9 protein-coding genes are annotated in these 14,472 nt (G+C 62.6%); 3 read left to right on the top strand and 6 right to left on the bottom strand.

The features are described from left to right. Positions 1 to 81 precede the first annotated feature (81 nt). On the bottom strand, positions 82 to 1,506 hold the full coding sequence (aldA, locus tag PQQ95_RS32810; protein WP_408445547.1) for an aldehyde dehydrogenase: 1,425 nt from the start codon (positions 1,504 to 1,506) through the stop codon (positions 82 to 84). 282 nt (positions 1,507 to 1,788) lie between these two features. Here aldA and PQQ95_RS32815 point away from each other — a divergent pair, with 282 nt between their 5' ends. Further along, entirely contained in the window at positions 1,789 to 2,946 is a 1,158-nt protein-coding gene (locus tag PQQ95_RS32815) for a porin (RefSeq protein ID WP_408445549.1), read from the top strand. Between the two features lie 170 nt (positions 2,947 to 3,116). Here the strand turns inward: PQQ95_RS32815 and PQQ95_RS32820 are convergent, their stop codons facing one another. The 4 genes from PQQ95_RS32820 to nirB all read right to left on the bottom strand — a co-directional run bounded on the left by PQQ95_RS32820 (position 3,117) and on the right by nirB (position 11,849). Then, positions 3,117 to 4,484, bottom strand: coding sequence for an MFS transporter (locus PQQ95_RS32820; protein ID WP_408445551.1), 1,368 nt, complete (start codon positions 4,482 to 4,484; stop codon positions 3,117 to 3,119). A 190-nt stretch (positions 4,485 to 4,674) separates the two neighbouring features. Then, on the bottom strand, positions 4,675 to 8,880 hold the full coding sequence (locus tag PQQ95_RS32825) for a bifunctional nitrate reductase/sulfite reductase flavoprotein subunit alpha (protein ID WP_408445552.1): 4,206 nt from the start codon (positions 8,878 to 8,880) through the stop codon (positions 4,675 to 4,677). A 44-nt stretch (positions 8,881 to 8,924) separates the two neighbouring features. Further along, positions 8,925 to 9,278, bottom strand: a complete 354-nt coding sequence (gene nirD, locus PQQ95_RS32830; protein WP_408445555.1) for a nitrite reductase small subunit NirD — start codon at positions 9,276 to 9,278, stop codon at positions 8,925 to 8,927. A gap of 30 nt (positions 9,279 to 9,308) precedes the next feature. Then, a complete protein-coding gene (nirB, locus tag PQQ95_RS32835) occupies positions 9,309 to 11,849 on the bottom strand; it encodes a nitrite reductase large subunit NirB (RefSeq protein ID WP_408445557.1) in 2,541 nt (846 codons plus the stop codon). Between the two features lie 488 nt (positions 11,850 to 12,337). Between nirB and PQQ95_RS32840 the strand changes: the two genes are divergently transcribed. After that, entirely contained in the window at positions 12,338 to 12,718 is a 381-nt protein-coding gene (locus PQQ95_RS32840) for a response regulator (protein ID WP_408445559.1), read from the top strand. On the opposite strand, the gene PQQ95_RS32845 is transcribed toward PQQ95_RS32840, so the two are convergent. Further along, positions 12,715 to 13,590, bottom strand: a complete 876-nt coding sequence (locus PQQ95_RS32845) for an MOSC domain-containing protein (protein ID WP_408445561.1) — start codon at positions 13,588 to 13,590, stop codon at positions 12,715 to 12,717. The genes PQQ95_RS32840 and PQQ95_RS32845 overlap by 4 nt on opposite strands. 397 nt (positions 13,591 to 13,987) lie before the next feature. Here PQQ95_RS32845 and PQQ95_RS32850 point away from each other — a divergent pair, with 397 nt between their 5' ends. Continuing rightward, the gene (locus PQQ95_RS32850; protein WP_028196523.1) at positions 13,988 to 14,392 is read left to right on the top strand and encodes a heme-binding protein; all 405 of its coding nucleotides are present in this window, start codon (positions 13,988 to 13,990) and stop codon (positions 14,390 to 14,392) included. The last annotated feature ends 80 nt before the right edge of the window (positions 14,393 to 14,472 follow it).

A 14,472-nucleotide genomic window follows, 5' to 3' on the forward strand; every position in this document is an offset into this window, starting at 1 on the left:
GCGGGTTTGCTGCGTCTCTGCGGGTTTCAAGGCGACGCCTGCCGTCTACTCCGAATCGCGCGGCACGCGCCGGTTTCAGCTTCAGTACTTCATGACCACGAGGCGGGTCTGTGTGAATTCGAGCATGCCGTGCTTGCCGTCGTCGCCGCCGAGGCCCGAGCGTTTCCAGCCCGCGTGGAAGCCCTGATACGGATCGGCCGGCGTGCGGTTCACATACAACTCGCCGGCCTCGATGCCGTTAGCGATCTTCATCGCGCTGCGGTAGTTCTCGGTATAGAGCACCGACGACAAACCAAACTGATGGTCGTTGGCCATTTCCAGTGCTTCGTCGAGCGTGCGGTATTTGACGACCGGCATGATCGGACCGAAGGTCTCTTCCTGGATGATTTCCATGTCCTGACGGCAGTTCGACAGCAGCGTGGCCGGATAGAAGAAGCCCTTGCCCTGCGGCAGCCTGCCGCCGGTTTCGAGCGTGGCGCCCGCGGCGATCGCGCGCTCGACCATGCCGTGAATCGACTGGCGCGACGCGTCGTTGACGAGCGGCCCCATTAGCGACGGCTGTTCGCTGCGATCGCCGCTTTCCACCGCGCTCATGTGCTTCTTCAGCAGCGCGACGAAACGGTCATGCACGCTTTCCTGCACGTAGACGCGTTCGATCGCCGTGCAAAGCTGTCCGCAGTGCGTGGTCTTGGATGCGACCAGATCGCGCGCGGCCTTGTCCAGATCGGCATCCGCCTCGATGATCGCGGGCGTCTTGCCGCCTAGTTCGAGCGACGGCTTGGCGATGTTCGCCTTGCAGTATTCGAGCACCTTGCGGCCCGCGCCGACGCTGCCGGTCAGCGTGATCATGCCGACTTTGGGATGCGTGCAAAGCGCCTCGGCGGTTGCGTGATTCATCGCGAGAATGTTCACGACACCGGCCGGCAACCCTGCTTTCTCTACTGCCCTGGCGATCTCGAACGCGGAGGTCGGCGTGTTGTTGCTCGGACGCACCACCACGGTGTTGCCGGCGATCAGCGCGGGCGCCACCTTGCGCATGAACGTATAGACCGGGTAGTTGAACGGGATCAGGCACGCGACCACGCCGATCGGTTCGCGATGCAGCACGAGGTTTTCGTCGGGGGTGTCGCTCGGAATCACCTCGCCTTCGATGCGGCGCGCCCATTCGGCGTGGTAGCGGGTGATCTGGCCGGCGTAGATCGCTTCGTTGGTGGCGTCGGCAACGCTCTTGCCCGACTCCAGCGCGAGCGCCGCGCCGATGGCGGGCGCGCAGTCGGTGAGCGCGTCGGCAAGCTTGTGCAGATAGACCGCGCGCTCGGCCGAAGGCAGCTTGCGCCAGCCCTTCTGCGCGGCGGCGGCCGCGTCGACCGCGGCGATGGCCTCGGCCCGGGTCGCACCCGTGACGTGGCCAATCACGGCTTCAGTGGCGGGGTTGATGACGGCGATGAGCTCGTCGCTTGCCGCGTCGATAAAGCAGCCGTTAGCAAAATTACGATCGAGTCGCATGTCGTCTCCTGAAAAATCGGGTGCGGTGGCGCATTGCCTTCGGCTATTGCCCTCATGCCAAAGGTGCATGGACGGAATTTTTCTCCTGGGCACGGTGCGCCACAAGCGAATAATTCGCGGGACAAACATGCGAAAAAATCACGTTTATCCAGGGATGTGCCTCATTCGCGATTCCTGTCCTGGATAGCAGAATCCGGGCTTTGCCAAAAGCAGCGGCCTTTGCGACCGGTCGAACCGCGTTTCGGACCATTCGCCGCTCACTACCAACGTCTGGAGCTCACAATGAAAAAGAATGTCATCGCCACCGCAGCCTTCACCGCGCTTGCCTCACTGGCGGCTCCGTCCGCCTTCGCGCAAAGCAGCGTGACCCTGTACGGCGTGCTCGATGAAGGCATCGACTACACCAACAACGCCGGGCGCGGCGCGGTCTGGGAAATGGCGAGCGGCTATGCGCAAGGCAGCCGCTGGGGCATGAAGGGTTCGGAAGATCTGGGCGGCGGCATGCAGGCCGTGTTTCAACTGGAAAACGGTTTTGACGTGAGTTCGGGACGCCTCGGCCAGGGCGGCCGCATGTTCGGCCGTCAGGCCTATGTGGGCTTGAGCGACAACCGTTTCGGCACGGTTACGCTCGGGCGGCAGTACGATTCGGTGGTCGACTACCTTGCGCAGACCACCGCCAACGGCAACTGGGCCGGCTACCTGTTCGCGCACCCGTACGACAACGACAACACGGACAACTCATTCCGTCTCGGCAATAGCGTGAAGTACGCGAGCCCGGAGATCGCGGGCTTCCAGTTCGGCGGCGTGTACAGCTTCAGCAACGACACGAACTTTGCGAACAACCGCGCCTATAGCTTCGGCGGCCAGTATGCAAACGGCGGGCTGCTGATTGCCGCCGCGTACCTGCAGGCGAACAATCCGGGCGCAGGGTCGACCGGCGCGATCACCGCGAACGACGCGAGCTTCATCGCCGGGCGCATGCGGGTGTTCGGCGGCGGCATCAACTACACGTTCGGCGCGGCGACCGCCGGTTTTGCCTACACCAACTCCAACTATAAGGACCCGACCGGCAATGGCTATATCGGCATTCCGCTCGCGGCGTCCGGCGTCAGGCTGGATACGCTGAAATACCAGAATTTCGAAGTGAACGGCAAGTACCAGTTCACGCCGGCCTTCTTTATCGGCGCGCAATATGTGTACACGATGGAGAACTACGATGCGTCGACGGGCAGCGTGAAGCCGAAGATTCACTCGGTCGGTCTGATGGCGGATTACAACCTGTCGAAGCGCACGGACGTTTATGTGCAGGGCGAATATCAGAAGGTCGCGGGCGATTCGACCCACTCGATACTCGACAACGCGTTCATTCCGGGCGTGCAGGCGCCGTCGTCGACGGGGAATCAGGTCGCCGTGCGGGTCGCGCTGCGGCACAAGTTCTGAGCGTTAGGGGATTGCAGCGCTGGAGCCACGCGGTAAGCGGCTCCAGCGCTGCAAGTATTCAATTTTGGCGATGTTCGCGTTCCGTATACATCCTGACTTTCTGAACGCGGCGACCGCCAGCAGCATCACGACGCAGGCGCGTCGCGACGCGGCGCGGATATCCGGCCGCACTACTCCGTCGCGTGCGCATGCATCACATTGGCATGCATCGACCACGCCATCCACGGACGGCGCAGCGCGACGATCGCGAGAAACGCGCAAGCCGCCAGCGCGCCGAAGGTCGCAAAACCCATCTGATAGCTGCCCGTGCTTTCCTTTGCGATACCCATCACGACCGGCAGATAGAATCCACCGATGCCGCCCGCCGCGCCGACAATGCCCGACATCAGGCCGGTGCGGCCAGCCCAGCGATGCGGCACCAGCTGGAAGGTCGCGCCATTACCCAGACCGAAGGCCACATACAGACACAGCAGCAGCATGATCCCGCCCGCCATGGACGGCATCGCGGCGGCAAAAATAAAGTCGCACAGCGAAATGATGGCAAGCAGGAAAGTCAGCGCGCGCACGCCCGACACCTTGTCGGCGATCAGACCGCCGAGCGGCCGCACCATCGCGCCGGTTGCGGCAAGCAGCGCCATGAACAGGCCTGCGTCGATCTTCGAGAGTTGATACAGGTTGGTCAGCAGCAGCGAAACATACGACGACATGCCGACAAACCCACCGAACGTAATGCTGTACACCAGCATGATCGCCCACGTGTCGCGCTCGGACAGCACCGAACGATAGCGCCTGGGCAGCACGGCGATCGCCAGCAGCGCACCGATCACCGGCAACAGCAGCACACCGGTCTTGCCGGCACCGAACATGCCTGCTTCGACAAGCAGCACGAGCACGATCAAGCCGACGAGCGTCACCGCGAAACTGCCGAACGCGCGCAGCACGCTGCCGGATTTGATACCGGAATCGTTGGCCCAGAAGTACAGCGTAATTGCGGCAATCGCGAGCAACGGCAGTGCGCCGGCAGTCGCCATTTGCCAACCGTAGTGCGTGGCCAGTTGCGGGAACAGGAAGCCGTCGAGCACCGCGCCGATGTTGCCGGCTGCGGCAAGACCGAGCACGAGGCCCTGCACCTTCGGCGGATAGTTGCTGCCGGCCATCGGCAGTGCCACCGCGAAGCTCGCGCCACCCACACCGAGAAATACGCCGAGCACCAGCAGCAAGGTATACGACGGCACGGACGGTAGGAGCGGCAGCACGATCGTCGGGACCGCCGACAGCAATACCCCCATTAGCGCGATGCGCTTGCCATGGGCCGATTGATAGAGATTACCGAGCGTCACACGCAGGATCGCCGCCGACAGCACCGGCACGGCAACCAGCAACCCTTGTTGTGCAGGCGTCATCGCAACGCTCTTGCTGATGAACGGCGCGAGCGGCCCATATAGCACCCAGACAGTGAAGCCTGTGTCGAAATAGAGGAAACACGCCACTAGCGCGCGCCAGTCCCCGCTCTTCAGGGATTTCATCACGTTGTTCATTAGACATCCTCATATTTGCTGGTTGTTCGCTGACCTGATGCACGGCGCTGACGCGCCACGCACCGGAATGATCACGATGTTGAATACCGGTCGTGGAATGCAATCTCCATGCCACTCGGGTCCTCTTTCGAAGCTCGACTTCGTACGTTCTGAAGCCGTGAAACCGCGCTTGTGTCAACCACTTTAGAAATCAATAAACATCGCGTGCGTAGCGCTTTTCCTGCGCTAAACGGCTCACATAATCGGCGGCTTTTTCCTCACTCATGCAGCCGTGCTGGGCGACCACCTGCTTGAGCGTCGCGTCGACGTCTCGGGCCATCCGGCTTGCGTCGCCACAGACGTAGAAATGCGCACCTTCTTCGAGCCATGCCCACAGTTGCGCACCCTGTTCGCGCATGCGGTCCTGCACGTAAACCTTTTCCGTTTGATCGCGGGAGAAAGCGACGTCGAGCCGGGTCAGCACACCGCTGTCGCGCATCGCTTCCAGTTCGTCGCGATAGTAGAAATCCGTGGCCGCATGCTGTTCGCCGAAGAACAGCCAATTGCGCCCCGTGTCGCCGCGTGCACGCCGTTCGTGCAGAAAACCGCGGAACGGTGCAACGCCCGTACCGGGACCGACCATGATGATCGGCGTGTCCGAAACATGAGGAGGACGAAAGTGTGCGGATTTCTGCACGAATACCGGTACATTCACGTCGCCGGCGCGGTCGGCGAGAAACGTCGACGACACGCCCTTGCGATGCCGGCGGCCATTGCTGTAGCGAACCGCGGCAACCGTCAGATGAACTTCACCCGGATGGGCCTTCGGGCTCGATGCAATCGAATACAAACGCGGTTGCAGGCGCTTGAGCATGCCGGTCAGTTCGGTTGCCGTCAGGTTCACGGGAAATTCGTGCAGCACGTCGGCAAGTTGCTGGCCCCATAGCCATTGTTTGAGATCGGCTTTACGCGCCGGCGTCAACAGATCGCACAATGCGCCGTTGCTGCTTCGCGCGGCGATGAATGCCAATGAGTCGGGACTGGGACGGGCGATCTCGTAGTGCTTGCCGAGCGCGTCGGCGAGGCGCATGTCGCCCACGCCGGAGACGTTCACTGCAGCATCGGCGCTCAAACCGCTCAGGCTGATCAATTCATCGACCAGTTCGGGGCAATTGCTCGGCCATACACCCAGCGCATCGCCGGCTTCGTATTCGAGGCCCGAGTCGCCTGTGCTCAACGAAAAGTAACGCGTATCCTTCGCGGCGCCCTGCTTGTTCAACTGCAGGTTCCTGACGAGACGCGATGCGGCCGGACGCGTCTTGGTCGGCACGGCACCAGGCACTACGGCGTTGATCATGCCGCCCGGGGGCACCGCATGCAGTGCCGCATCTTCTTCCTTGATGCACACGATGATGCTTTCGAGCCACTCGTCAGCGGTTTCCTGATACTCGCTGTCACAGTCGACGCGATCCATCAAACGCAGCGCGCCTTGAGCGGCGAGACGCTCATCCAGACGGCGGCCGTGGCCGCAAAACTGGTCGTAGTTGCGATCGCCCAACGCGAGCACGGCATACCGCAGACCGTCGAGACGAGGCGCGGCGTCGCCGACCAGCTGGGACCAGAAACTTTGCGCGTTGTCGGGCGGATCACCGTCGCCGAACGTGCTCGACATCAGCAGCACGTATTGCGCTTTCGCGAGCGCCGAGGCCTGATAGTCCGCCATGCACGACGTGCGGATTTCGAAGCCCGACTCCATCAGACGCGTGGCATAACGTTCGGTCAGCGATTCGGTATTGCCGGTTTGCGAAGCCCACAGCAAAGTCACTTTGGGCCGCGCGCGCAAGATGCGAACGCCGGATGCCTGTTCCGTGTCGGAATGCGATGCAGCAGGCGCACCTGCCGGCGCGGCCGCCTGGATTCCGCTGCGGCTATAAAGTCCGGCCAGCAAACCGTCCACGTACAAGCGGTTCACCGGATCAAACGGCGCGCCGGCCGGCAGCACCGGCACGCTGTCGATGCCCTGTCCTTCAGCCGAACGCAGGCCGCTGACGAAACCGGCCAGATACGTCCGCTCCGTATCGGTCAACGACGGCGCGGGTATCGGCGGAAGCTGCAACAGACGAGTGAGTGCATCGATACGGGGCATATCCAGATCCTCGGCGTTCGCCGATATAGCGCTTGCCGGCGCGGCGCCGGCTGCAACGATGGGCGCGTCGGTGAGCATCGCATCGTCCGCATTCGACACCAGCGGTCCGACGGTTTCGAGCGCGACCGGGCTGAGCGCGACCGCACAGAACTTGAATTCGGGTTGCTGCGAAACCGGATCGATGGCGTCGCTCGTCACGGCGTTGATGCACAGGTCGTCGCCGAATACATCGTTCCAATGCATCGGCGCAAAACAATTCCCTGCCTGCACGCGCTCCGTGACGACCGCCGGCAACACAGCACGTCCGCGACGCGAACGGATTTCAACCGGGTCTTTGGACTTGATACCGAGCGTGGCAGCATCTTCGGGATGAATCTCGACGAACGGTCCAGGATTCAGCCTGTTGAGCATCGCGACCTTGCCGGTTTTGGTCATGGTGTGCCATTGATGCTGCAAACGGCCCGTATTCAACACGATGGGAAATTCCCGATCGGGCAATTCGGCCGGGGCCGCAAAGGCACGGGCGAAGAACATGGCTTTGCCGCTCGCGGTCGGAAACACGAGCCGCGGACGGCTGCCGTCGGGCAGTTTCTTCAGCGTCTGGCTGACGCCGTCGTTGATATAGCGAATGGGATTTCGATCAGCGGTGTCGTGAGCAGCAAGCGGCCATTGCAACGGCGTTTCCTTCAGACGGAGATGACTCGCGCCGCGCAGGTCGTAACCCGTTTTCGGATTCGACGCGCACGTGATCTCCGCGAAAACTTCTTCGGCGCTCGCATAGGTAAACGCATCGGCAAAACCCATTTCACACGCGACACGCGCGATGATCTGCCAATCCGGCAACGCAGCGCCCGGTGGTTCGATACCCTTCTGCATCAACGTCAGATTGCGCTCGGAGTTGATCATCACGCCTTCGGCTTCGGCCCACAATGCGCCGGGCAACAGCACGTCGGCGTAACGGTTGGTCTCGGTGTCCAGAAAGGCGTCCTGCGAAATCACGAGTTCCGCGGCGCGCAAGCCGGCGATCGCGGTCTGACGATTCGCGACGCTCGCCACCGGATTCGTGCAGATGATCCAGCACGCCTTGATCTCGCCCGCGGCCATGCGCGTGAACATGTCGATCGTGCCGTTGCCGACTTCAGTCTTGAGCGTGCCTTTCGAAATGCCCCACAGGTCTTCGATAAACGCACGATCCGCTTCAACCAGCACCGAACGCTGGCCCGGCAAACCGGGGCCCATGTAGCCCATCTCACGGCCGCCCATCGCGTTGGGCTGACCCGTCAGCGAAAACGGCCCACTGCCGCGACGGCAGATCTTGCCCGTCGCCAGATGCAGATTGCAGATTGCATTGGTGTGCCACGTGCCGTGCGTGCTCTGATTCAGGCCCATGGTCCAGCAGCTCATCCATTCCGGCGCCGCGCCGATCATCTGCGCGGCCTGGCGAATATCGTCGATAGAAAGTCCCGTCATCGCCGACACTTTTTCCGGCGTGTAATCGGCGAGGAAAGCGGGCATGGCGTCCCAGCCTTCCGTGAAGTCAGCGATAAAAGCCGCGTCCGTATGACCGTTTTCGTGCAGCAGATGCAGCAAGCCATTGAGGAGCGCTAGGTCGGTCCCCGGCTTGATCTGCAGGAAGAGATCGGCCTTGTCAGCCGTCGTAGTGCGGCGCGGGTCAACCACGATCAGCTTCGCCCCCGCCTTCACACGATCCATCATGCGCAGGAACAGAATCGGGTGACAGTCGGCCATATTCGCGCCGATCACGAAGAACAGGTCGGCATGGTCGATGTCTTCGTATGATCCCGGCGGCCCGTCGGCACCGAGCGAGAGCTTGTAGCCGCTGCCCGCGCTCGCCATGCACAGACGCGAATTCGACTCGATGTTGTTGGTACCGACAAAACCCTTGGCGAGCTTGTTGACGAGGTACTGCGCCTCGATCGACATCTGTCCCGACACGTAAAACGACAGCGCGTCCGGCCCATGTTCGTCGAGCAGGCCGCGCAAACGCTCGGCCGTGGAGCTGATTGCGTGCGCCATTGGCAGCGGCGTGGGATCCTGGTCGCGTGCATGGCGCACGAACGCGTCTTCCAGACGGCCCGACTTGCGCAACGCGACATGCGCCGACTGGCCCTTGGTGCACAGCCGTCCGAAGTTCGCCGGATGCTCCTTGTCGCCGGAAATCTTCACGACCTGGCCGTCCTCGACGTGCAGCACCATTCCGCAGCCAACGCCGCAGTAAGGGCACACAGTTTTCACGTTAGTGGAGGACATGGCTAGCGGCGTCGTTCGAAGGGGGAACAAGGACAATCAGCAACTCAGGCCGCGATCCACACCTGCCCGTCTTCCACCCGCGCGGCGAATGCACTGACGGAATACGCCGGTGTTTCGAGGCACTCGCCGGTGCGCAGATCGAAGTGGTGCTTATAGATCGGCGAAGCGACCACGAGGCGCTCGCCGAGACTGCCGATCAACCCGCGCGAAAGCACCGCGGCTTGCGAGCCCGGATCGTAGTTTTCGATCGCATACACGGTGCTGTCCGCGTCGCCGTTATTCACATGAAATATCGCCACCTGTTCGCCGTTGACGAGCGCGCACACCCCCGTGTTGGGGACGATGTCGTCAAGGGGGCAAATCGGCGTCCAGGCGAGCGGCAGGCGGTCAAGGTTCATGGCGGAAGTCCTCGGTGAAGGGCAAAAAAATCAAATGGTCTCGGCTACCACGGGAATCGAAGCGAGCTTCGATCGCCGCTCGGCCACCGTCGCGGGCCGGATCTGGCCGCGCTCCTCGACGAAGGCAACATTGCTGTCCGGCTCGCCGCTGTTGACGAAATGACGGAAGCGCTTGCGCGTTTCAGGATCGGTGACGGCCCGCTTCCATTCGCATTCGTAGGTGTCGACCACGTGCTGCATTTCCACCTCGAGCTCGGCAACTACACCGAGACGATCGTTGACGACCACGTCGATCAGATAATCGAGGCCGCCTTCCAGGTTGTCGCGCCACACGCTGGTGCGTTGCAGACGGTCTGCCGTGCGCACGTAGAACATCAGGAAGCGATCGATGTAGCGCACCAACGTCGCCTTATCGAGGTCCGAGGCGAGCAGTTCGGCATGGCGCGGCTTCATGCCGCCATTGCCGCAGACATACAGGTTCCAGCCCTTCTCCGTCGCGATGATGCCGACGTCCTTGCCCTGCGCCTCCGCGCACTCGCGCGTGCAGCCGGATACGCCGAACTTGATCTTGTGCGGCGTGCGCAAACCCTTGTAGCGATTCTCGAGTTCAACCGCGAGACCGACCGAATCGCCGACGCCGTAACGGCACCAGGTCGAACCGACGCACGACTTCACCGTGCGCAGCGATTTACCGTACGCATGGCCCGATTCGAAGCCCGCGGCGATCAGTTCTTCCCAGATGAATGGCAGTTGTTCGACGCGCGCGCCGAACAGATCGACTCGTTGACCGCCGGTGATCTTGGTGTAAAGGCCGTATTTCTTCGCCAGTTGACCGACTGCGATCAAACCGTCGGGCGTCACCTCGCCCCCCGCCATGCGCGGCACGACCGAATAGGTGCCGTCGCGCTGGATATTGGCGAGGTAGTAATCGTTGGTGTCCTGCAGCGCCGCGTGCTCTTTCTTCAGTACGAATTCGTTCCAGCACGACGCGAGAATGCTCGCCACCGCCGGTTTGCAGATATCGCAGCCGAGGCCGTGACCGTGCTTCGAAAGCAACTCGCCGAAGCTGCGCACGCCCTCTACGCGCACGAGGTGATACAGCTCCTGCCGCGAATACGGGAAGTGCTCGCACACGTGGTTGTTGACCGCGAGGCCCTGCTTTTTCATCTCGGCCTTCATCACTTGCGTGACGAGCGGCACACAGCCGCCGCACGACGTGCCGGCTTGCGTCGCGCGCTTCAAGGCGCCGATGTCGGTCGCGCCCGCGCACACGGCGGCGCACAGGTCGCCCTTCGAGACGTTGTTGCACGAGCAGATCTGCGCGCCGGCAGGCAGTGCCTCGACGCCGAGCGCCGGTTTCGCCTGACCGTCGGACGACGGCAGGATCAGGAATTCGGGCGACGGCGGCAACTCGATCCGGTTCAGCATCATCTGCAGCAGCGTGCCGTACTCGCTCGCATCGCCGACCATCACACCGCCGAGCAGATACTTGCCGCATTCGGACACCACCAGTTTCTTGTAGACCTGCTTGCGTTCATCGCTGAACTGGTAGGCGCGGCTGCCAGGCGTGTTGCCATGCGCGTCGCCAATGCTGGCGACGTCCACGCCCATCAGCTTCAGCTTGGTGCTCATATCGGCGCCGGCAAATTCCGCCGAATCGCCGTGCAGTTGCTTCGCCACTACACGTGCCATCTCATAGCCGGGCGCGACGAGACCGAACAGCTTGCCGTTCCAGAGCGCGCATTCGCCGATCGCGTAGATGTGCGGGTCGCTCGTGCGGCAGGCGTTGTCGATTACGATGCCGCCGCGTTCGCCGAGCACCAATCCGCTCGCGCGGGCCAGATCGTCGCGCGGACGGATGCCCGCGGAGAACACGATCATGTCAGTGTCGAGGACGCTGCCGTCGGCAAATTGCATGCGGTGCGTGCCCGTCTCGCCATCGACGATCGCCGCGGTGTTCTTCTGCGTGTGCACCGTCACGCCGAGTTCTTCGATCTTCGCGCGCAGCACGCGGCCGCCGCCTTCGTCGACCTGCACGGCCATCAGGCGCGGCGCGAACTCGACCACGTGCGTTTCCAGCCCCATGTCGCGCAACGCCTTCGCGCATTCGAGACCCAGCAGGCCGCCGCCGACCACCGTGCCGGTCTTCGAACGGGCGCCGCATTCCTGCATCGCCACGAGATCGTCAATGGTGCGATAGACAAAGCAATCGGCGCGTTCGCGGCCTTGCACGGGCGGCACGAACGGATAGGAACCCGTAGCGAACACCAGTTTGTCGTACGGCAAGGTCTCACCGGTCGACACCGTCACGGTGCGCGCGTCGCGATCGACCGCTACCGCTTTCGCGTTGAGCTTCAGCAAGACGTTCTGACGTTCGAAGAAGCCCGGCGCCACGAGCGACAGATCGTCCGCCGTCTTGCCCGCAAAGAATTCAGACAGGTGCACGCGGTCGTACGCCGGGCGTGATTCCTCGCACAGCACGGTGATGTCGAGGCCATGCGCCGCGTCTTGCGCGAGGCATTCGACCAGTTTATGACCGACCATCCCGTGACCGATAACGATGATTTTCATGACCGCGGCTTCCTCAATGTGCTGGGCGCGAATCGCTGCCGCGTGGCTGCTGCGCGAAAGCGATTCCGGAAATAAAAACGGCGTCCCGCGAACCCAGTCGATGACTGAATTCGGGGGACGCCGTTGTCCTGACCTGTGCTGCGGCGAGTGCGCTGTTGTTGCACTCACGACGGATCCACGTTGATCCGCTGACAGGGCTTAACGCAAAGGCTATGCCAATTGCGCGAAATTCCCGCTGCAGCGCTGTGGCACGGGGCTTCGCGGGACATGATATGGACCTGCTGCAAATACCGCGCGTGGCGCGTCTTGATGCAGCGAGGCACAGGGATGGTGCGGCGCAGCACCGTGCGCGTGCGGACAATGTTTCATTGCGACCGGTAACAATGCAGCGCAACTCGATCGGCTAACGGGTGAGCGCCGCTTTCGTCGGGACTTCAAATTGCTCAATACACGGTACGCAATTACGGTACGCAACCTGGAGAAGCCGGATGCCCATCGATGATGCCGCGCGCCTGCTGATCGCCGACGACGATCCGGACCTGCTGGCCGCTTACGTACTCTATTTCAGCGCACACGGTTTCGACATCCGGACCGCGCGCAACGGCCTCGACGCGTTCGCGCAGTATTGCGCATGGCATCCGCGCGCCGCGCTGCTCGACGTCGAAATGCCCTGTCTCGACGGTCGCGCAGTCGCCCGGCGCATCCGCCATGTGGCCGACACGCCGGCGCCCACGCTGGTTGCCGTGACCGGTCTCGCGCGCGATGAGGACCGGCGCGAGTCGCTACGCTCCGGATTCAATCATCATTTCGTCAAACCCGTGCCGATGTCGGTGATCCTCGCGGCGTTGACCGGGCATAGCCGCCGTTAATCGCCGAAGCCCAATTCAGCGTCGACCGTTTGCCCGACCCGCAGCCACGCCCCGGCCCCACGCGCGACGAGCGCGTTGTTGCCGAATGTCACCGCTCCGCCCCGCTGCGGATTCGCCCGGTAGACACTCATTGTGTCGGTCGGTTCGTTCGGCCAATCGGGATCAGGGGCGCCCTTCGCCTGATCGATGGTCGGCATCGGACAGCGTGCGCACAGCTTGACCAGTTGCAATTGCACGCCCTCATCCGCTGCGCCGTCGATATGCAGACTTTCGACATAGTCCTCTTCGTACGCATCGAGCCCCGTCAGCACGACATTAGGGCGAAACCGGTCCATCGGAATCGACGGAGCGCCTTTGCGGTTGAGACGCACGTTCAGATCGTCGAGCGAAGCCTGGCCGACCACCAGCAGCGGAAAACCATCGGCGAAATGCGTGATGGCGCCGCCGACGCTGTCGGTGTAATCCGGATCGACAATCCGCTCGCGCTCGGGATTGAAGTGCAGAAGTCGCGCGGGTATGCCTAGAAAGCCCGAAAACCATGTGGCGCTTTCTTCGCCGGTGTCGAGCCCGTAGGCCGTGTCGCGCCAGACCACGGTTTGTACCTTTTGCGGTGCGCCGAGTTCGGCGGGATCGAGCGGCGTGCGCAATTCGCTCATGCCCGGCGCGCGGATCACGAGTTCCTGGTCGCCGAACTCGACCGTGATCAGCGCCATGCGGGGATACGCACGCTGCGTAAGCATCGCGCCGTTCGGGTCGGTGACCATCCAGCGTCGATCGTATTCGAGGCCGGTGGCGAGCAGGCGTGCTTCGTTCAGCGCAACGCCGGCGCAGGATTTGATCGGATAGACGAAAAGCTCGCTGATGGTAGGCATGATGGAGGCGGTGGGGAAAACACGCGTTTTTTGTGTCGATACCCGATTGTAGCGGCGCATTGGCCGACCTGTCCCGGAACGCCTGCTGCGCGCGGGTTTGCGCCGCACGATCCCGAATCCGGCGGTTTTCAACGCGCGGTCTGAAGCCGGCCGGGCGACGCGGCCGTTTCTTCCGGCTGCGCTTGGACGTAAAATCGCGAGGCAAAGCGTGCGGGCAAGGACCAGGCCCCGCGCCGCGGCATCCGCGCAAAATGCTGGAAAGCTCGCAAGCCGGAGATGATCGTCACGGCCAACATCGGTTGCCAGCCCCATCTGGGCGGCGCCGGACGCACGCCAGTGCGCCACTGGATTGCACGTGTAGAAGCATCCCTACCATAAACGAAACAGGAAATTCATTATGCTGAGCAAACCCGTGTTGACTGTTGCCGAAACGACCCGAATCCTCGAAGCCGCCCGCGCGGAGGCCGAGAAGAACCAGTGGGCCGTCGCCATTGTGGTGGTCGACGATGGCGGCCATCAGCTCGGCATGCTGCGTCTGGACGGCAGCGCGCCGGCCAGCTCGTACATCGCGACGGAAAAGGCCCGCACGTCGGCAATCGGCCGCCGTGAAACCAAAGTGTATGAAGACATGATCAACAACGGCCGCACGGCATTCCTGAGCGCGCCGCTGCAAGGCACGCTGGAAGGCGGCGTGCCGGTGATCGTCGACGGCCAGGTGGTCGGCGCGGTCGGCGTGTCGGGCGTCAAGTCGGATCAGGACGCGCAAATCGCCAAGGCGGGTATTCAGGCAATCGCTGCTTAAGTTCGGATCCGTCTGGAATCCGTTCAAAGCGGCGGCAATAAAAACGAAACAACACGGACCGGTGCCCCCACATCGGTCCC

The sequence above is a fragment of the Paraburkholderia caffeinilytica genome, from assembly GCF_046030355.1.
In the GTDB taxonomy this organism is placed as follows: domain Bacteria; phylum Pseudomonadota; class Gammaproteobacteria; order Burkholderiales; family Burkholderiaceae; genus Paraburkholderia; species Paraburkholderia caffeinilytica_B.

Excerpts from the sequence above, each read along its gene's own strand:
- PQQ95_RS32850 (WP_028196523.1), top strand. The coding sequence starts at position 13,988 with ATGCTGAGCAAACCCGTGTTGACTGTTGCCGAAACGACCCGAATCCTC.
- nirD (WP_408445555.1), bottom strand. The coding sequence starts at position 9,278 with ATGAACCTTGACCGCCTGCCGCTCGCCTGGACGCCGATTTGCCCCCTT.
- PQQ95_RS32815 (WP_408445549.1), top strand. The coding sequence starts at position 1,789 with ATGAAAAAGAATGTCATCGCCACCGCAGCCTTCACCGCGCTTGCCTCA.
- PQQ95_RS32820 (WP_408445551.1), bottom strand. The coding sequence starts at position 4,484 with ATGAACAACGTGATGAAATCCCTGAAGAGCGGGGACTGGCGCGCGCTA.
- aldA (WP_408445547.1), bottom strand. The coding sequence starts at position 1,506 with ATGCGACTCGATCGTAATTTTGCTAACGGCTGCTTTATCGACGCGGCA.
- PQQ95_RS32825 (WP_408445552.1), bottom strand. The coding sequence starts at position 8,880 with ATGTCCTCCACTAACGTGAAAACTGTGTGCCCTTACTGCGGCGTTGGC.
- PQQ95_RS32845 (WP_408445561.1), bottom strand. The coding sequence starts at position 13,590 with ATGCCTACCATCAGCGAGCTTTTCGTCTATCCGATCAAATCCTGCGCC.
- nirB (WP_408445557.1), bottom strand. The coding sequence starts at position 11,849 with ATGAAAATCATCGTTATCGGTCACGGGATGGTCGGTCATAAACTGGTC.
- PQQ95_RS32840 (WP_408445559.1), top strand. The coding sequence starts at position 12,338 with ATGCCCATCGATGATGCCGCGCGCCTGCTGATCGCCGACGACGATCCG.